The 17,987-nt window shown below is 42.7% G+C and carries 17 protein-coding genes; 9 read left to right on the top strand and 8 right to left on the bottom strand.

All coding sequences use genetic code 11. The features are described 5' to 3' along the window. The first annotated feature begins 71 nt into the window (after positions 1-71). Entirely contained in the window at positions 72-947 is an 876-nt protein-coding gene (locus tag Q3A68_RS01795; RefSeq protein ID WP_302899294.1) for a nucleoside phosphorylase, read from the top strand. Positions 948-950: 3 nt separating this feature from the next. Continuing rightward, complete coding sequence (locus Q3A68_RS01800; protein ID WP_302899295.1) at positions 951-2,114, top strand: AI-2E family transporter; 1,164 nt, start codon at positions 951-953, stop codon at positions 2,112-2,114. Here Q3A68_RS01800 and Q3A68_RS01805 read toward each other — a convergent pair whose 3' ends face one another. Then, positions 2,115-2,426, bottom strand: coding sequence for a hypothetical protein (locus Q3A68_RS01805; protein ID WP_302899296.1), 312 nt, complete (start codon positions 2,424-2,426; stop codon positions 2,115-2,117). A 385-nt stretch (positions 2,427-2,811) separates the two neighbouring features. Here Q3A68_RS01805 and Q3A68_RS01810 point away from each other — a divergent pair, with 385 nt between their 5' ends. After that, positions 2,812-3,759 carry an MBL fold metallo-hydrolase gene (locus Q3A68_RS01810; RefSeq protein ID WP_302899297.1) on the top strand — a complete coding sequence of 316 codons (948 nt, stop codon included), beginning with the start codon at positions 2,812-2,814 and terminating at the stop codon, positions 3,757-3,759. Here the strand turns inward: Q3A68_RS01810 and Q3A68_RS01815 are convergent. The 3 genes from Q3A68_RS01815 to Q3A68_RS01825 are packed head-to-tail and all read right to left on the bottom strand — an operon-like array spanning position 3,746 to position 5,598. After that, a complete protein-coding gene (locus Q3A68_RS01815) occupies positions 3,746-4,012 on the bottom strand; it encodes an Ada metal-binding domain-containing protein (RefSeq protein ID WP_302899298.1) in 267 nt (88 codons plus the stop codon). The genes Q3A68_RS01810 and Q3A68_RS01815 overlap by 14 nt on opposite strands. Next, positions 4,009-4,704 (bottom strand): 2OG-Fe(II) oxygenase, encoded by a 696-nt coding sequence (locus Q3A68_RS01820; protein WP_302899299.1) that lies wholly within the window; start codon positions 4,702-4,704, stop codon positions 4,009-4,011. The genes Q3A68_RS01815 and Q3A68_RS01820 overlap by 4 nt, the downstream gene beginning before the upstream one ends. Before the next feature lie 42 nt (positions 4,705-4,746). After that, a complete protein-coding gene (locus tag Q3A68_RS01825) occupies positions 4,747-5,598 on the bottom strand; it encodes a methylated-DNA--[protein]-cysteine S-methyltransferase (RefSeq protein WP_302899300.1) in 852 nt (283 codons plus the stop codon). A gap of 148 nt (positions 5,599-5,746) precedes the next feature. Here Q3A68_RS01825 and Q3A68_RS01830 point away from each other — a divergent pair, with 148 nt between their 5' ends. Continuing rightward, the gene (locus Q3A68_RS01830; RefSeq protein WP_302899301.1) at positions 5,747-6,370 is read left to right on the top strand and encodes a porin family protein; all 624 of its coding nucleotides are present in this window, start codon (positions 5,747-5,749) and stop codon (positions 6,368-6,370) included. 31 nt (positions 6,371-6,401) lie between these two features. Here Q3A68_RS01830 and Q3A68_RS01835 read toward each other — a convergent pair whose 3' ends face one another. Together Q3A68_RS01835 and Q3A68_RS01840 are read right to left on the bottom strand one after the other, a co-directional pair. After that, on the bottom strand, positions 6,402-7,301 hold the full coding sequence (locus Q3A68_RS01835; RefSeq protein ID WP_302899302.1) for an extracellular catalytic domain type 1 short-chain-length polyhydroxyalkanoate depolymerase: 900 nt from the start codon (positions 7,299-7,301) through the stop codon (positions 6,402-6,404). Between the two features lie 42 nt (positions 7,302-7,343). Then, the gene (locus Q3A68_RS01840; protein WP_302899303.1) at positions 7,344-7,883 is read right to left on the bottom strand and encodes a GNAT family N-acetyltransferase; all 540 of its coding nucleotides are present in this window, start codon (positions 7,881-7,883) and stop codon (positions 7,344-7,346) included. A 238-nt stretch (positions 7,884-8,121) separates the two neighbouring features. Here Q3A68_RS01840 and guaA point away from each other — a divergent pair, with 238 nt between their 5' ends. The 3 genes from guaA to Q3A68_RS01855 are packed head-to-tail and all read left to right on the top strand — an operon-like array spanning position 8,122 to position 12,018. After that, on the top strand, positions 8,122-9,651 hold the full coding sequence (gene guaA, locus Q3A68_RS01845; protein WP_302899304.1) for a glutamine-hydrolyzing GMP synthase: 1,530 nt from the start codon (positions 8,122-8,124) through the stop codon (positions 9,649-9,651). Next, a complete protein-coding gene (locus Q3A68_RS01850; RefSeq protein WP_302899305.1) occupies positions 9,608-10,861 on the top strand; it encodes an ABC transporter substrate-binding protein in 1,254 nt (417 codons plus the stop codon). The genes guaA and Q3A68_RS01850 overlap by 44 nt, the downstream gene beginning before the upstream one ends. Beyond that, the gene (locus tag Q3A68_RS01855; RefSeq protein ID WP_302899306.1) at positions 10,858-12,018 is read left to right on the top strand and encodes an RsmB/NOP family class I SAM-dependent RNA methyltransferase; all 1,161 of its coding nucleotides are present in this window, start codon (positions 10,858-10,860) and stop codon (positions 12,016-12,018) included. Before Q3A68_RS01850 ends, Q3A68_RS01855 begins: the two co-directional genes overlap by 4 nt. 78 nt (positions 12,019-12,096) lie before the next feature. Here Q3A68_RS01855 and Q3A68_RS01860 read toward each other — a convergent pair whose 3' ends face one another. After that, a complete protein-coding gene (locus Q3A68_RS01860; protein WP_302899307.1) occupies positions 12,097-12,666 on the bottom strand; it encodes a MarC family protein in 570 nt (189 codons plus the stop codon). 221 nt (positions 12,667-12,887) lie between these two features. On the opposite strand from Q3A68_RS01860, the gene Q3A68_RS01865 reads away from it, so the two are divergent. Further along, positions 12,888-14,450, top strand: coding sequence for an ATP-binding protein (locus Q3A68_RS01865; protein ID WP_302899308.1), 1,563 nt, complete (start codon positions 12,888-12,890; stop codon positions 14,448-14,450). An 8-nt stretch (positions 14,451-14,458) separates the two neighbouring features. After that, positions 14,459-16,207, top strand: a complete 1,749-nt coding sequence (locus tag Q3A68_RS01870) for a PAS domain-containing sensor histidine kinase (protein WP_302899309.1) — start codon at positions 14,459-14,461, stop codon at positions 16,205-16,207. A 98-nt stretch (positions 16,208-16,305) separates the two neighbouring features. Here Q3A68_RS01870 and Q3A68_RS01875 read toward each other — a convergent pair whose 3' ends face one another. Beyond that, positions 16,306-17,835 carry an amino acid permease gene (locus Q3A68_RS01875; protein WP_302899310.1) on the bottom strand — a complete coding sequence of 510 codons (1,530 nt, stop codon included), beginning with the start codon at positions 17,833-17,835 and terminating at the stop codon, positions 16,306-16,308. Positions 17,836-17,987: the final 152 nt, after the last annotated feature.

Genomic DNA, 17,987 nt, shown 5'->3' on the forward strand with positions numbered 1-17,987 from the left:
AGGTTATCTTTTTATTTAAAGTTAATTGATATGCGAGAACAAGCAAACTGCTTTGATTATTTTTACCATCAATGAAACCAATAACAGAATCTGAACTGATATTAAACTCGGATGGCAGCATTTATCACCTGCATTTATTACCGGACGACGTTGCCGATACAGTAATAACAGTAGGCGACCCGGACCGTGTATCCAGAGTTAGCCGTCATTTTGATACAATCGATCTCAAAAAATCAAAACGCGAATTTGTTACCCACACAGGTACCATAAACGGGAAAAGAATAACCGTTATGTCGAGCGGGATCAGCACAGATAATATTGATATAGTTTTGAATGAGCTTGATGCGCTGGTTAATATCGATCTGAAGACACGGTTGCCTAAAACGCAATTGAGGAAATTGAATATTATCCGTATCGGCACTTCAGGTGCTATTCAAGCTGATATACCTGTTGATAGTCTGCTGGTATCGAAGGCCGCATTTGGGCTGGACACATTAATGCATTACTATAAGCAAAACATTACAAAGGCTGAGCAACAATTACTGGATACCCTTAAACAGGCGTTACCCAGCGATAGCGGGTTTGTCCCTTATATCGCGTCGGTCGACAAAGGATTATTGGCTGAACTAGGACACGGCATATTACAAGGCATAACTTTTACTGCACCTGGGTTTTATGCCCCGCAAGGACGGGAAATAAGAGCGCACGCCGCACACAGAGGCTTTATGAATGCCCTACAAAAACTTGATCTGCATGGGCAACGTATTACTAACCTCGAAATGGAAACTGCCGGCATTTACGGGCTTTCAGCCGTTTTGGGACACAGGGCAATATCATTTAATATAATATTGGCCAACAGGTCAACCCAAACATTTAGTAAACAGCCCGAAAAAATAGTAGACAATTATATTCGTCAGTTATTGGACAGAGTTGCGGATATTTTATAAGTAATGATAATTATCCTATCTTCAAAAAAACTTTACGAAAAGCCATTTGAAGGCAAAATCGACATTACCCCTATGAGCGTTAAAAAAGTAGCTGCCCCGTTTTATGAAAAACTTTCCTTAGTACTTGTTGGCCTTATTGCTTTGGGCTATCTGGTTATCTTAGGTAAAGACTTACTCGATCCACTCATCTTCGGCTTTCTTTTTGCCATCCTCTTATTACCTGTATGCGGTTTTTTCGAAAAAAAATTCCGTCTTCCCCGTAGCATTGCCTCGCTTATGTCCATTCTCATGCTGGTAGCATTTATAGGTGGCATATTGTACCTGGTTGGTTCGCAAATATCAAAACTAGCCGATGACTGGCCAATGCTAAAAAAACAGGTGGGCCAATCAATAGACCAGATAAGAGAATGGATACAAACCAGTTTCCATATCAATATGGAGAAACAAATGGATTATGTACACGATGCTACCGATAAACTGATGGCGTCGGGCAGCAGCGTTATCGGCACTACTTTAGGGGCGGTATCATCATTAATGCTGTTCTATTCATTTATACTGATCTTTACTTTCCTGGTATTACTTTACCGCCGGTTATTATTCAAATTCCTGGTGTGGGTGTTCAGTGACGACAATTCGCCCACTGTGTTTGATATCGTCGAAAACATCCAGAATATTCTTAGAAAATACATTTTAGGTCTGGTTCTCGAAATGGTGGTTGTGGCCGCAATTGCCTGTACTGCATTTTTACTAATAGGCATTAAGTACGCCATGCTGCTTGGGCTAATTGTAGGCTTGTTTAACATTGTGCCTTATGTAGGGATATTTACAGCCTTGTTTTTAAGCTCACTCATCACGTTTGCAACCGGTAATCCCCAGGATGTAGTGTATGTGGTCGTAAGTGTGATCATTCTGCATGCGGTAGACTCGAATGTTTTATTACCTACAATCGTGGGGTCAAAAGTGCAGCTAAATGCGTTGATATCCTTTTTGGGAATCGTAATAGGTGAATTGATATGGGGCCTGTCGGGCATGTTTCTGGCTATACCAGTAATTGCTATACTGAAGATCTGTTTCGACCGTATAGAAAGTCTCAAGCCATGGGGTTTCCTTTTAGGCGGTGATTATGAATATAAAAAGGCGGCAGTAAAAGCGATGAAAATCGAATGATCAGTGCGTCATTGTCAGCTGATAGACCCTGACAAATATAGTGGCGCAATAAGCCATCAATATCAGGGTATTAAGCGCCAGCAGACAGTTTGAATCTGGCTCTTTGTATTTATTCATTGTACAACGTACCAGGAAATAAACAAAACCTCCAATTAAAACCACGGGGAAAATAAACAGCCATTTGCTGCTGGTTACAATATACAGATGCTGCAGTTTGTTAGGATCGACCTGAAACAGCGGGACCACCGCCAAGACCAATAACAACAGAAATAAACGACTAACTGCCTTAGCCACAATACCACTGATTTTCATGCGGCGTAAAACTAATTAAAATCGAAAATAAATAACGTTTTGCTAAATGAAAATGCTGCTTTGTAAATGACGCTAAAAACTTTTCCTTCATTTTTTTGTAGCTATAGTTAAATACCCCCATATGGACCCATACAAAAGGAATTATAGCACTACCATAGTTTGCTGGCGCTGCCGCCAGACATTAGACACAAGAATAAGCAGAGGCTTTATTTTAAAAACATTAGCCTTTTGGCTACCTATAAAAGTATATTTCTGCCAGAAATGTCTTACAAAAAGATATGTCCTGAGTCTTAAAGACAATGCCGGATCCCTGGTATAATTCACAAACAATTCGCTTTTGATGAGCTGATGTGTATTTTCGGGGACAAAATAATACACATCCCAAATGCGTGTTCTAGTAAACTTTCTACTGGTATTTCTATTCCTGTGCCGAGTCTCTGCTTTTAGTCAAAATGCGTTTAAAATAGTGCCGCTTGGTGTTAAGGGCGGGATTGATGAAAGCAATCTTTCGGCCTATATGCTGGCCCCTGCCAATAGTAGCAATTTCGTTTGCCTGGATGCCGGCACCCTACATTTTGGCATAGAAAAAGCCGTTGAAAAAGGAGTGTTCAAAGCCCCGGCTGAACAGGTATTAAGAAAATATATAAAAGGGTACCTTATTTCCCACTCACATCTGGATCACCTATCAGGGTTGATCATCAACTCGCCCGAGGACACGACAAAAAATATCTATGCTTTTTCAGATTGTATTGAGACCTTTAAAACCCGCTATTTTACATGGAAAAGCTGGGCCAACTTTGCGGATGAAGGCGAAACGCCACAATTGAAAAAATACCATTACAAAGTGCTCATTCCCGGCAATGAAACACCGATAGAAAATACGGAGATGTCGGTAAAAGCATTTCCACTAAGTCACTCGAATCTCACCAGCTCAGCCTTTTTGGTTAAAAGTCAGGACAGGTATATCCTTTATTTAGGCGATACTGGTCCGGATGAAATAGAAAAGGGCCATAACCTGGAACTATTGTGGCAATCCGTAGCCCCATTGATCAAAGAGAAAAAACTGAAGGCCATCATGATTGAAGTTTCTTTCCCAAACGAGCAGCCTGATAAAACGCTGTTTGGTCATCTTACCCCGCATTGGCTAATGAAAGAGATGGACGATTTGGAAAAATTAACAGGCGCGGGAAGCCTGAAAGGGTTTAATATCGTTGTAACGCACGTAAAACCACCACAAAGTAGTATCGGGCGTATCAAAAAACAATTGGCAACCGAAAATAAATTGCAGCTCAACCTGATCTATCCCCAGCAAGGCAAGCCTATTGAATTCTAAGCTGTCTCCAAAGCAAATATTGCCCGCGCATACAATGCCCGCAAGGGCGATAGCCTCTGTTCGCTGCTTCTCTTGCTGATTCAAAAAATATACGGTTCTCTGTTTTCATTCTTTTGCCTGATGAACATTTCAGCGTGCCATATATCTTCAGCTTTTTATTACCGGCGAGTTGAACTTGACCGCAATCAATCAAACCTTTAAGCTTTCGTGATCTTTTAAACGCGGTATCGCCCAACTCCAAATGTGCTATCATGCGGCATCATGAAAAATGATTCCCAAAGTATGCCTGCGTCCTGAGGTTACTTCGCTTACACCATGTTTCATATTAACACGGTAATAACCTTTAGAACCTTTTACCGGTCTGAAATTCGTGGTAAATATCAGCATGTCCCCTTTCCCGGGTTTCAACACAACAGCTTTTGACTGTGCCCTTGGTCGTTGCTCTATTAATACAAACTCGCCGCCTTCGTAATCCTTACCCGGTTCATCCAAAAACAGTACCAATTGCATTGGGAAGTAGATATCGCCATACAGGTCCTGGTGAAGGGTGTTATAACCACCTTTATCATATCGCAATATCAAGGGTGTTGGCCTGGTTTGCTGATGCACATAGCACTCGCTGAGTAATTCCTCATGTGTTTCAGGGAAGTGTTTATTGATATTCAGTACCCGCATCCAGCCATTAGCAACCGGAGCAAGGTACGGGTACACCTTATGCCTTATTTGCTCAATAATTGTTGGCAGTGGATAGTTGAAATATTTATACTCACCCAGCCCGAACCTATATCGCTCCATATTGATTGTTTTGCGATATATATCTTTTTGGTCATATGCCTTTGCAAGCTGATCGCATTTATCCGCAGTAATGACATTATTAACCAAAGCATAGCCATGTTCATTCAATTGAACGGATATGATATTCCAATCTACTTTTTCGAATTCCATAAATGATGTTTAAGCTTTCCCTTTAGAAGAGGTTTAGAAGGTTTAAACAGCTATAGCATTTACCCGTGCCGCTTCCCAGCCGATGATAGCCGATTTTCGGGTTGAGCCCCAATGATAGTCACCGAATTCACCTGTCGATCTAATTACACGGTGGCAGGGGATCAGAAAAGCTACCGGGTTATCGCCTATAGCGCTCCCCACCGCCCTGCTGGCATTTGGCGAATGAATATTTTGGGCCACCGATCCGTAGGTGTGTAACCCTCCCATCGGGATCCGGAGTAAGGCTTCCCAAACTTTAAGCTGGAACGGCGTTCCCTTTAAGTGAAGTTTTACGGTTGAAAGCTTTGCCCAGTCCTTTTTAAATATGAACAATGCGTTCTGCTGTATCATATCGACCACCTGGTGATAGGCAGCATTAGGGAATTGTGCCTGCAATTCTGCAAATGCAGCCTGTTTATCGTCGGCAAAAGCTAAGTAACATATACCTTTTGCTGTCGAGGCTACTAAAATATCTCCGAAAGGGCTCTCTGCAAAACTGTAATTAATGGTAAGCATCCTGCCCCCATGCTTATATTCTGCAGGTGTCATACCTTCAATATTCACAAATAAATCGTGCAAGCGCCCTGTTCCTGACAGGCCGGTTTGAAAAGCCGCATCAAAGAGTGTAGCCTGTTTTTCTTTAAGAATTCCTTTTGCATACTCTACAGTCAGGTATTGCAAAAACTTCTTTGGACTGATACCTGCCCAGTCGGTAAACATCCTTTGAAAATGAAAAGGGCTCATGTTGACCTTTTCTGCTACATCGTCGAGGTTGGGTTGATCTTTAAAATTCAACCTGATATATTTGATCGCGTCAGCAATGCGCTGATAATTGATCGTTTCCTGTGTCTCCATTTTTTTTAATTATTAACACAACAAAATTACCCTGGAGCCCGCTCTCATAAAACCCGAAACTTGCTAATATAACATCACGTAAACTAACAATATATTTTTTACTATAGTAAATCGTAAATTTGTACTTAATCCTAAAAACAATTTGTCTATGAAAAAACTCTTGACCACATTATTTATCATTCCTGCAATTTGCTCTGTTGCATTTGCTCAAATCAGAACTTCTGATGAATTCGGCCTTAATATTGGTTATAATGCTGCCAATGTTACTTATTCCGGAGGTTATGATCACAGCGATTATGTCAGCGGATTGAACATCGGATTTTCTGCAGAACATTACTTTTCCGACCGTTGGAGTATTAAAGGTAAGGTAAATTACGACCAAAAAGGTTTTGGTAACGGCTATCTCACCTTTAACGACGGTACTGAAATCGATGACGTTGATTTTCACCTTAATTATTTAACTATTCCGGTGATGGCCAATTGGCATTTTGGCAGAACACGGAACTGGTACCTTCATTTTGGCCCTTATGTGGGTATTTTACTAAGCGCCTCTGAATCATCTAATAGCGGCGTAGATGTAAAACAGGCATTCAATACTACCGATGTAGGTTTTGATGCTGGTATCGGTGTAAAATTTCCTATATCCAATCGGGCCAAATTCTTTATAGAGCTAGATGGGCAGGGCGGGTTTACAAATGTCTTTAAAGACGGCGATACTTTACAAAACGAGCGTTCAAGCATTAACTTCGGTTTCTTGTTCCCGTTGAGGTAACACGCTCGGTCTCAAATTAAAGAGAGCCAGCTTAGTTTACGCTAAGCTTGTTCTCCTTAAAAAACTTCCATATCTCGTCGCAGGCGTTGAGGTTTTTAGAAAGCGAGCCTATCATAAATTTAGGCAGATATTGTGTCCCTCCCGGCCAGATATGTCCCCCATCCACGATAGTAAAGCCGATCACTTTTAGTCCATAACTATTGGTGTATTCTTCCTTCACAACGCTGGTACCATCGTTTACCATTACAGGTAAATTAGTAATCACCGGTTTGCTGTCACAGTGATCAACTGCGGCCCATTTTTTAAGCATGTCTTCGTGACTGTAAATAACGCCACCTGCACCCTTCATTTTTCCACCGGCAAATGGCACTAAGGGGTCCTTGGTTCCCTGGATATACATTACCGTCATGGGTTGGGTTGGTTGATATCCCATATCCTGATCCATTGATGCTGCGACAATTGCGACTGCCGCAATACGATTATTAAGCTCACAGGCAAGGCGGGATGACATAAACCCACCGTTCGACATGCCTGTTATGTAAATCCGCGACGGATCGGCATGATACGTATTAATGATATAAGTGATCAATTCATCAATAAATTTAACATCGTTTACCCCTCTTGAGTTAGCAGGTGTCCCTCGGCCATCGTTCCAGCTGCGTTCAATACCTTGTGGACAAACGATAATAAACTTGTCACGATCAGCAAGTGGTCTGAAATCGGCAAATTTAAGCTGGCCGCTGGCTGTGCCTAATCTTCCGTGCAATGAAATAATAACGGGTGGTTTATTTGTATTGTTGATTCCCGGGGGAAGGTAAGTGATGAATTCACGGCGCATATGATCGACAATCATGCTTTCGTTTTTTTGCTGCGCGGAGGTATCTGCCGACATAAACACCAGTATCAGTGTTAAAAAAGTTAAAGTTTTCATATTGAGAATGAAGGGGCTAAAATCCATTGGACATTAACTACGCTAAAAGTTTAAATCCTTTTTCATATTCACCACCAATAAATGCTCCCCTCCTGGCAATGGCACATTTATTTTTTTAGATTGATGATATCCCATGGCCTGATAAAGCGGAACACCTGGCAACGTTGAGCCAATCTCCATCCTGGTAAAGCCATACTGATATGCTGCTTTTTCACATACGGTAATCAGCATACGGCCAATCCCCTGACGGGCCCAGTCGGGATGAACAAAAAAAGCCCGTATTCGCGCAGCATCTGTTGCCGGGTTCAGCAGCGGATCTGCATCATCTTTATGCTGATCGCCGCCAAAAAGTGTGCTCCGCATACTCCATCCCCCACAAGCTACGATACACTGTTTTGATTCGACCAAATAATAGGTGCCGTCCTGTATCAGCCGGCTATCGACCCCAAAAACATACTTGATAGCGCCCTCAGTTTGCGCGATGGAATAATAACCATCGCTTAGCCCGCGAGCCGACAAAGCAATCAACTGCTGCAATTCATCTATATCCTCAAAAGTGGCTAAACGGGTGGTTAATGACATGGCTCCTAAAATATTTATTTTCTGTTAGTCTTTTTATAGACATACGAAAATTGCATAAAGTTTAATTTCAACAGCTATGTAAAATTTAAAAAAACTTAAGGCATTAAACAGTACCCCATCATGGCGTTGTTCCCAATTGAAAAGGTCATGCTGAATTACGTCATGTTATTCCCGCGCATCCAATCAAGAATCTCAAATCTCATATCTCAAATCTCACATCTAAACCCTATCTTTGCCCATGCAAGAAAAAATCCTCATTCTTGACTTCGGCTCCCAATTTACCCAATTAATAGCGCGCCGTGTCAGGGAGCTCAATATCTATTGTGAGATCCACCCGTTCAATCACATTCCCGAAATCGACAGTTCAGTAAAAGGCATTATACTTTCAGGCAGCCCCTATTCAGTTCGCCAGGAAGATGCCCCGCATTTTGAATTTTCAAAGCATCACAAAACAATGCCAATATTAGGTGTTTGCTATGGTGCGCAATATATCGCTCATTTCAATGGTGGCGAGGTATTGCCATCCAGCACACGTGAATATGGCCGGGCTAACCTTCAATATATTGAAAAAGGACACCCGTTATTTAAACAGGTGCCTGAAGGATCGCAGGTTTGGATGTCTCACGCCGACACTATTGCCCGCATAGCTAATGATTTCGAAATTATTGCCAGCACCGAAACTGTAAAGGTGGCTGCATACCATATAAAAGATACCCAAACCTACGGTATACAATTTCACCCAGAAGTAACCCACAGCATTGACGGCAAGCAATTGCTGCAAAACTTTCTGGTCGACATTTGCGGCTGTGCCCAGGATTGGACACCGGATTCGTTCGTCGAGACTACTGTCGCTTCACTGAAAGAAAAATTAGGCAATGATAAAGTAGTCCTGGGCCTTTCAGGGGGCGTCGATTCATCTGTTGCTGCAGTATTATTGCACCACGCTATCGGCAAAAACCTCTATTGCATTTTTGTTGATAACGGTCTGCTCCGCAAAGATGAGTTTGAGTCGGTATTAGATTCATATAAACACATGGGTTTGAACGTGAAAGGCGTTGATGCCAAACAACGTTTTTACGATGCCCTTGCAGGGTTAACTGACCCCGAGAAAAAGCGTAAGGCTATTGGCCGTGTGTTCATCGAAGTATTTGATGACGAAGCGCACCAGGTGCAGGATGTGAAATGGCTTGGTCAGGGTACCATTTATCCCGATGTGATCGAGTCGGTATCTGTAAAAGGGCCGTCGGCTACTATCAAATCACATCATAATGTAGGCGGCTTACCTGATTTTATGAAGCTAAAGGTAGTTGAGCCACTAAATACCTTATTTAAAGATGAAGTTCGCAAGGTAGGTAAGGCTTTAGGCATTGATCAGAATATTTTAGGCCGCCACCCATTCCCAGGTCCCGGTCTGGCTATCAGGATATTAGGTGAGGTCACCCCTCAAAAAGTACAAATATTACAGGAGGCTGATGCAATTTATATCAACAATTTGCGCTCGGCCGGTGTTTACGATAAGGTTTGGCAGGCAGGCACCATATTTTTGCCGGTGCAGTCAGTAGGTGTTATGGGCGATGAGCGTACTTACGAAAACGTAGTGTGCCTTCGCGCGGTGGAATCATTAGACGGCATGACGGCCGACTGGTGTCATCTTCCATACGATCTGCTGGCCAAGATCTCCAACGAGATCATTAACAACGTAAAAGGTATCAACCGGGTAGTATATGACATTAGTTCGAAACCACCGGCTACTATTGAGTGGGAATAAGTGGTTACTTTTAGGAGGTATTGTTGTATTGGCGGCATGCTCGCCAAAGGTGCGAACCGTTTCTGCACCTGCAAAAATCAGTACGCCTGAAGCAAAGAAAGAAGCTGAAAGAGCCTCGGAAAAACCAGTATCGACAAGGATATCCACAATATCTATGCTGCTGCCCTTTACTTTGGACGATCTGAACGCAGGTGCTCAATACACGCCCGCTACTTTGAGCCGCGCTAATCTTTCATTGGATTATTACCAGGGATTTAAGCTGGCTTTAGACTCGCTTACCGCAAAGGGATACAACTATAAGCTACAAGTGTATGATACCAAAGACGTACCTGCAACAGCAAGTAACTTAGCTACAGTGCCAGCCATCCGCACGAGTGACCTTGTAGTAGGTCCGGTATTTCCTGACGATTTGCAGGCCTTTACCAATGTACTCGCGGGGTCAGGAAAAGTGATACCCACTGTCTCACCGCTTTCTCCCGCTGCCCCATCGACTGTTAAAGACCAGTTTTTGGTAACAGTGGCTACACCGCTGGAATATCATGCATGGTCGGCAGCAGAATATATCAATGAGCATTACAAGCCGAAAAAGGTCTTTATCCTGAAATCGGGTTATAGTGATGACAATAAGTATATTACTCCTTTCAAAAAGGGGATAGATAGCACTAGCAAGCGTAAAACCAAAATCATTGCACCGACCATTGTCCGGGGCAGACTGGATGAATTGGTGCCGCAACTATCAACCACGGAGGAGAATGTATTTGTGGTTCCATCCACCAATCAGCAGTTCCTGATGGTTACGTTACACTCGTTAGATTCACTTGCAAAAAGATATCCGGTTACTTTATTCGGGCATCCAAGCTGGACTAAGTTCGCCTATCTTAAACCTGATCTGCTGCAACGTTTAAAAACGCATATCACTACTACTGATAGAGTCGATTATAAGTCGCCCCAAATACTGGTTTTCATCCGCAATTACCGTAGGGCTTACCGCGCCGAGCCCACGCATTATGCCATGATGGGTTTCGACGAGGGCATGTATTTTGGCGCATTATTGGGGGAAAATCCGGATGACCTGAAAAAACTTGACAAAAAAGATTTTTCCGGATTGCTGAATAAGTATAGATTTATCAAAAAACCGGGGCTCGGCTGGATCAACACCCACGTAAATGTGCTCCAATACAATAATTTTGAGTTAAAAAAGGTAGAATGAAGGCATTGAACCAGCTTAAAACGTTTCAGCGAATATTGGGTAGCTACCCTGCCGAAACGCCCCTAAGTAAGTTTTTGCCTGGCTTCTATCGTCAGAATAAGCAAATGGGATCAAACGACCGGCGTGTGGCCAACCGTTTGATGTATAACTATTTCCGTTTGGGAAAGGCTCTTTATAACACACCTACCGAAGATCGGCTCATTGTAGCCGAATTTCTGTGTAACACGCAGATAAACTCCTTTCTTCAGCATTTTAAACCCGAATGGGCACTTTGCATAGGCTTTGATATTGATGAGAAGCTGAAACTGGTCAAAACCGCTTATCCTGATTTTAAGTTGACCGATGTTTTCCCCTGGTCGGCAGAACTTTCGGAAGGGATTGATAAACAAGCTTTCCTGAAATCCTTTTTTGTTCAGCCTGATCTCTTTATCCGCGTACGAAAAGGTTTTGAGCAGAATGTAAAATCGGTGCTGACCAAGGAGAGTATTACCTTTAAAGATGAAGGCAATGGCTGCTTTTCATTACCTAACGGAACCCGCCTGGAGACACTTTTCCCGCAGCAGAACTTTTTTGAGGTGCAGGACTTATCGTCGCAGCGAACAGCCAATTACTTTAAACCTGAAAAATGGGATGCCTGGTGGGATGCTTGTGCCGCTTCAGGTGGCAAAAGCTTATTGCTGCATGAGTTGGAACCCCATCTGAAACTCGTTGTATCGGACATACGCGAATCAATCCTGGCCAATCTTGATGAGCGCTTTCAACAGGCAGGATTGATCAAATACCAAAAGAAGATATTAGACCTTACCCAAAACGTTGATCCTGAACTGTACAACTATGAGTTCGACGGTATTATCCTCGATGCCCCGTGCAGTGGCTCCGGCACCTGGGGGCGTACGCCTGAAATGATCAGCCAGTTTGAGTCGCAAAAGATCAGCTTTTTTCAAAAGCTGCAGCAAAACATTGCCCGCAACGTGGTGAAATATCTTAAACCAGGGAAGCCGCTTATTTATATCACCTGCTCGGCATTTAAGGCAGAAAACGAAGCTAATGTTGATTTCCTGGCAAAGGAAGTTGGCTTAAAGCTTGAACAGCAAATTATATTAAAAGGCTACGAAAGCAAAGCGGATACGATGTTTGTGGCGAGGCTGGTGAGATGATGTGTGGATGTGCAGATTTTCGCATTGTCTCTGACTGAATAATCATTTGCACATTCGTATATCCTCGCAACTGCACATCTACAAGTGCGTATTGCTCCTAAACAATTTAATTGCAATAGCCAATAATATCACCCCAAATGCTTTGCGAAGAATGTTTAACCCTGTCTTACCCAGCAGATGTTCGAGCCATTTTACATTCTTCAGTACCAGGTATACAAACATTGTATTTAGTACGATGGCTACCACAATATTTTGTGTTTGATATTGCGATTTGAGTGATAGCAAAGTGGTCATGGTACCGGCACCTGCAATAAGCGGGAAAGCCAGCGGAACAATGGATATGGTTTCGGGCATTTCTTCCTTAAAGAACTTGATGCCGAGTATCATTTCCATCGCTATAAAAAATATCACCAGCGATCCGGCAATCGCGAAGGATTGTATATCCAATCCGATCAGGTCGAGCAGTTCATTACCTGCAAATAAGAAGCCGATCATCAATATCAACACCGCAACAGACGCTTTTTCTGACTGTATATGACCCGCTTTCTGACGCAATTCAATGATCACCGGGATGGCCCCCAGTATATCGATGATAGCAAACAGGATCATCGTAACCGATATGATCTCTTTCAAAACAAAAGGGTGCATAAGCCTCTAATTAAGTACTGTGAACGGACACACAAATAAAAATAGCAATTATGTAAATGTGATAAAAAGAATAACATGATTTACAATCCATTAATAATATTATTTAACGTGTTGTTTTGACACTTCTAATATTTAAATAATATTATTATAATATAATCAAACCCCGCAACCAATTACTATCAAAATCGTAAAAGCACTGAAATAAAACCCATTACAAATTTATGAATGAAGTAAATACATCCGTGCTGGTGATTGACGACGAGGAGATGGTGCGTGATAATATCGAGGACATTTTGATGCCTCATGGCAAGTCGGAAGAGCAAAGCAATATCGACAGTGCCTTTGATATCTTATTTGGCAGCCCCAAGCCTTTGTTGCTCACCCGTACCAAATGTATTCCCGCCTTTACCGTCGACAAAGCATCGAACGGTATGGAAGGTGTTAAAAAAGTCAAAAAAGCGATTGAAGCCGGCAACCCTTATGCTGTGATCTTTTTAGATATGCGCATGCCCGGATGGAATGGTCTGGAAACAGCTGTTGAAATCAGGAAATATGATGCCAAAGCAGAAATCATTTTTGTTACCGCCTACAGCGACCGCTCTATTGACGAGATCGTAGAGCAGGCCGGGCAAAACGTGGGTTATCATTGCAAGCCCTATGCCCCTGAAGAGATCATTCAGCTTGCAACAAAAGCTGTAACCGACTATAACAAACTTCGTAACCTGGAAAAATTGATCGAGTCAATTTCATCGATAGGTTTAAGTAAAAATCAACTTAATTCTTTACTAAAAAACATATTGGAGCAGCTTGCCGGTTCGCTGGATAGCGATATGGCGTTGATAGGGAAGTTGGATAAAGAACTTAACTACGAAAAGATACTTTCTATAGGAGCTATTGAAGAGAGAGTAGATGTGGACCAGTTAGCCGAAAGAGTTAAAAACTCAGGCATTGAAAAGGATGAGGTAGTGCAGTTAGACGAGATGGTGCTGGCACGCCTTGAAAACTATTACGTGTTTACGCTGCTACAAAAGGAGGAGAAGCTGAAAACAGAAAAAATGTATCTGTTAAAGCTATTTGTACAAAACGCTGCACAGGCCATTCGTAATGCTGAATTGAATGAAAAACTGATCCGCAAGGAGAAGCTATCTGCGGTAGGTCAGGTGATTGGTATGGTAATGCACGATCTGCGCACACCTATCAAAAACATCAAGTTTATGACAGATATGATGCGTCAGGAAAGTGACGGCAATGAACTGATCGATATGATCGACCAATCAGCGGAACAGGCGTCTAATATATTTGAAGACTTCCTTGACTTTTTGAAAGAGATACCCGTACAAAAAATGCCCGTTGACCTGAATAAGGTTGTAAATGAAGCCATCGAGCTGGCTAAAAGTCACGAGGGATGGTCAAACATCACCATTCATTCTTATTTGCCTGACGGACAGTTTATTCCCGGAGATGAAAGCAAATTAAGAAGAGTGATCAGCAACCTGGTTAACAATGCTGCCGATGTTTTGCATGATCATAAGGTAACTGAACCTACTATACATATTTCCGGCTGGGTTGAGAACAAGCATCTGATGCTGGTGATCTGCGATAATGGCCCCGGCATCCCAAAAGACATATTGAGCACCTTGTTTGAACCATTTGTGACCAAAAATAAACGCTGCGGAACTGGTTTAGGTTTGGCTATTGTTAAGCAATATATAGCGGCGCATGGCGGAAAAATCGGCGTCAGCAATAATAACGGTGCTATCTTCACTATCGCGTTGCCACTATAAGTTCGCTAATGTCAAGTACCGTTTTAAATAAAAAGTCGACGAAAGACAGTCAGCAACTATCTGCTCGTAAGGAAACCACCAAACAATACCGGCAATTACTTATCATGTCGAAAACCGGTGCCTGGGAATATTTTCCTGCTACCGGAACGGTTGACTGTAATGATATCTACTTCTCTATGCTGGGAAGGGATATTAACGATTACAGAATGAGTTTAAATGAAGCATGGACCAACCTGCTTCATCCCGAAGACCGCGCCGATGCGATGCGGAAATTTACCGAATACCTGGAGAATCCAACCGGTATGTATGAATGCGAATTCCGTATGCTTCACGCTGATGGCAAATGGGTTTGGATATATTCAAGAGGGGGCCTATTGAAGGCCGATGACAATAAAGGAACTGTAAGTATCATTGGCACCCATGTAGACATAACCGAGCAGAAGCAAGCGCAGGAAGAGATTCAGCGTGACCGTATATTGCTGCGCACACTAATAGACAATCTGCCTGATACTATTTACGTGAAAGATGCTGAAGGGCGAAAAATCATAGCCAACAGAGCCGATGTGGCTACTATCGGCGCCAGGTGCGAAGCTGATGTGATTGGCAAAACGGACCTGGAATTGTTTCCCAACAGTATAGGTTTGCGCGGATACAAGGACGATATGGAGGTTTTACGTACCGGTGAGCCATTAGTAAACCGGGAGGAATTTCTTTACAACGACAAGGGTGAAAAGTTTTGGTTGTCAACCTCTAAAGTTCCGGTTTATGACGAACATGGCAATATCATCCGTATACTGGGACTGGGGCACAACATCACCGAACGAAAGCGTGCCGAAGAAGCCCTTAATAAACTTAATCAGGAGCTGGCAGCGCAATCTGAAGAATTAAAAATATTGAATAGCCAACTTCTGCTTCAACAGGAGCAGGAACTGGAGAAAGCTATTGCACAAGGTAAATTCGAGATCGCATCAGAGGTTTTGCATGATATTGGAAATGCCCTGGTAGGTTTCGGCTCTTATCTGACAAGAATTAACCGGGTGGCGGAAAGCAATAACCTGGAAAGTATACGCAACCTGGGTACTTTCCTTAAAACACAGCAGGCAGCTATCGGAACAGCTATTGGCGCTGATAAGGCAGCCGCTCTGGTGTCGATTACTGAAGGCATTGCTAAAGCCCAAGGCGATAATCAGAAGGAAGTAAGTACAGCTATTGGTGAATTATTAAACATCGTTTCACACATACAGGAAATACTGAATATACAGCGCCAATCGGTGCGTAATCATAATGGCACACATGAGCGAAAACCGGTAAACCTGGGGGGTATTATTGATGATTGCAGGTCGATGCTTTTTGCCTCCTTCGATAAGAAGGGGGTAAAATTCAACGTCAACATAAAACCTGGTAATTACGTGATCAAAGGTGATCATACCAAACTAATGCAGGTAATGCTGAATGTAATTAAAAATAGTTTGGAAGCGATCGATATGGAACGCGACACTAAGTGGATCTCAGTTGCAATGGAATCAACCGGTGAATATATTCTATTGAAGATCGCTGACAATGGCCAGGGGTTTGATGAAAAGACGAGCGAACATTTCTTCGAACGTGGATTTACTACCAAAAAGAAAGGCACCGGGCTTGGCTTATACAATTGCCGGTCGATAGTAGAAAGCCACGAGGGAACATTTAATATCAGCAGTGACGGACCAGGGCTTGGTGCTGTTACAACTATAACATTTGCTTTACAGAACGCCTAAACTTTATCAATTGGGATGCTGAGCGTTCAGCAGCAAGTTCTTTAAACGCAAAAAGGCCTCCCCAGAATAGGGAGGCCTTACTATTTTATAGTAATACTTTACTTTAACTTTTCGAAATCTGAAGCAATGGGCAATGAATCGCCTGCGCTGCCCAATTTACTGTTTTTTGTGCCGTAGCTGAAATAGATGATCAGACCAATTACCAGCCATGCCAGGGCACTCAACTGTGTAGATAACGGCAAGCTAATGATCATCGCCAAACAAATAATAATACCCAATATAGGAACCAGCGGAACCAAAGGTGTTTTAAATGGCCTTACCATAGTAGGGTTTGTTTTTCTGAGCAGCATTACCCCGATACATACCAGCACAAATGCGAACAAAGTACCTATTGAAGTCAGGTCTCCCGCGATGCTTTCAGGTAAAAAGGCTGCAAACAGGCCAACAAAAATAAATAATATCATGTTGCTCTTGTAAGGTGTACGGAATTTAGGATGCAGATCGGAAAATACTTTTGGCAACAAACCATCTGTTGACATGGTATAGAACACCCTTGACTGCCCTAATAACATTACCAGGATGACTGATGAGAAACCGGCTAATATTGCAATGGTTACTAAAGTTGATAACCAGCCGAATCCATGCATATAAGTGCTTATTGCATAAGCTACTGATGCTTCTTTACCAGCATGCATAAAATCCTGGTATGGTGCAACGCCTGTTAATACCCACGAGAACAGGATATACAGAACAGTACAAACCACTAACGAACCTAGAATACCGATCGGCATATCACGTTTTGGATTTTTAGCTTCCTGGGCTGCAGTAGAAACCGCATCGAACCCGATAAAGGCAAAGAATACAATGCCTGCCCCGGTAAGTACTCCTCCCCATCCGTGATTAAAGAACGGCGCGTACGAATAGGATGTGCCATCCGGTAATGTCGCGTTAGGAGCATTAGCAGGGATTAAATAAGGTGTGTGGTGAGCAGGATTAATGTACTGCCAACCTATTGCGATAAACACTAATACGATAGCCACCTTTACAAATACGATGATCGCGTTAACAGTAGCTGATTCCTGCGTACCTTTTATCAATAATGCCGAAAGCAAAAATAATATAAATAGTGCAGGAAGATTGATTACGCCCTGGTGGGTTACTCCGGCCGCATCAATTGCCTTTTCCAGAGGAGAATGGCACCATTCGAACGGTATTCGCCCTCCGAGCAGTTTGTTCGCATATTCACTCCAACTTATAGATACTGTAGCGGCACCCAGTGCATATTCAAGTACCAAAGCCCAGCCGATTATCCAGGCAACAATTTCGCCCATCGTAGCATAAGCATAGGTGTACGCACTACCGGCAATTGGGATAATAGATGCAAACTCTGCATAACAAAGTCCTGCAAAAGCACAGCCAACAGCTGCAATGATAAATGAAATAGTAACGGCAGACCCGGCATGCGCTCCGGCTGCAGCTGCGGTCCTCACGAAAAGACCGGCACCAATAATGGCTCCAATACCAAGAGCGATCAGGCTGCCTGCGCCAAGCGTGCGTTTCAGACTGCCGTGCCCCTCCTCAGGAGTGGCCATCAGTTGTTCAAGAGATTTTTTTACAAATAAACCCATTATAAGATCAGTTTTGTTTTATTGAGATAAAATCAGTTTTTTTCAAACGTACTTAAATTTATTGAAAATCTAAAGTAGGCATAAAACTGAGGGAGATCGGCATATTTTTTCAATTATTGTGTAAAACCAAACAAAAAAGGAGCCCTGTTTTG

Source organism: Mucilaginibacter tolerans (genome assembly GCF_030519375.1).
Taxonomy (GTDB): Bacteria; Bacteroidota; Bacteroidia; order Sphingobacteriales; family Sphingobacteriaceae; genus Mucilaginibacter.

What these genes read in the sequence shown, in the direction of transcription:
- Q3A68_RS01825 (WP_302899300.1), bottom strand. Translation starts at nt 5,598, where the DNA reads ATGGAGACACAGGAAACGATCAATTATCAGCGCATTGCTGACGCGATC.
- Q3A68_RS01870 (WP_302899309.1), top strand. Translation starts at nt 14,459, where the DNA reads ATGTCAAGTACCGTTTTAAATAAAAAGTCGACGAAAGACAGTCAGCAA.
- Q3A68_RS01855 (WP_302899306.1), top strand. Translation starts at nt 10,858, where the DNA reads ATGAAGGCATTGAACCAGCTTAAAACGTTTCAGCGAATATTGGGTAGC.
- Q3A68_RS01850 (WP_302899305.1), top strand. Translation starts at nt 9,608, where the DNA reads ATGACATTAGTTCGAAACCACCGGCTACTATTGAGTGGGAATAAGTGG.
- Q3A68_RS01860 (WP_302899307.1), bottom strand. Translation starts at nt 12,666, where the DNA reads ATGCACCCTTTTGTTTTGAAAGAGATCATATCGGTTACGATGATCCTG.
- Q3A68_RS01815 (WP_302899298.1), bottom strand. Translation starts at nt 4,012, where the DNA reads ATGATAGCACATTTGGAGTTGGGCGATACCGCGTTTAAAAGATCACGA.
- Q3A68_RS01875 (WP_302899310.1), bottom strand. Translation starts at nt 17,835, where the DNA reads ATGGGTTTATTTGTAAAAAAATCTCTTGAACAACTGATGGCCACTCCT.
- Q3A68_RS01800 (WP_302899295.1), top strand. Translation starts at nt 951, where the DNA reads ATGATAATTATCCTATCTTCAAAAAAACTTTACGAAAAGCCATTTGAA.
- Q3A68_RS01805 (WP_302899296.1), bottom strand. Translation starts at nt 2,426, where the DNA reads ATGAAAATCAGTGGTATTGTGGCTAAGGCAGTTAGTCGTTTATTTCTG.
- Q3A68_RS01820 (WP_302899299.1), bottom strand. Translation starts at nt 4,704, where the DNA reads ATGGAATTCGAAAAAGTAGATTGGAATATCATATCCGTTCAATTGAAT.
- Q3A68_RS01840 (WP_302899303.1), bottom strand. Translation starts at nt 7,883, where the DNA reads ATGTCATTAACCACCCGTTTAGCCACTTTTGAGGATATAGATGAATTG.
- Q3A68_RS01865 (WP_302899308.1), top strand. Translation starts at nt 12,888, where the DNA reads ATGAATGAAGTAAATACATCCGTGCTGGTGATTGACGACGAGGAGATG.
- guaA (WP_302899304.1), top strand. Translation starts at nt 8,122, where the DNA reads ATGCAAGAAAAAATCCTCATTCTTGACTTCGGCTCCCAATTTACCCAA.
- Q3A68_RS01810 (WP_302899297.1), top strand. Translation starts at nt 2,812, where the DNA reads ATGCGTGTTCTAGTAAACTTTCTACTGGTATTTCTATTCCTGTGCCGA.
- Q3A68_RS01830 (WP_302899301.1), top strand. Translation starts at nt 5,747, where the DNA reads ATGAAAAAACTCTTGACCACATTATTTATCATTCCTGCAATTTGCTCT.
- Q3A68_RS01835 (WP_302899302.1), bottom strand. Translation starts at nt 7,301, where the DNA reads ATGAAAACTTTAACTTTTTTAACACTGATACTGGTGTTTATGTCGGCA.
- Q3A68_RS01795 (WP_302899294.1), top strand. Translation starts at nt 72, where the DNA reads ATGAAACCAATAACAGAATCTGAACTGATATTAAACTCGGATGGCAGC.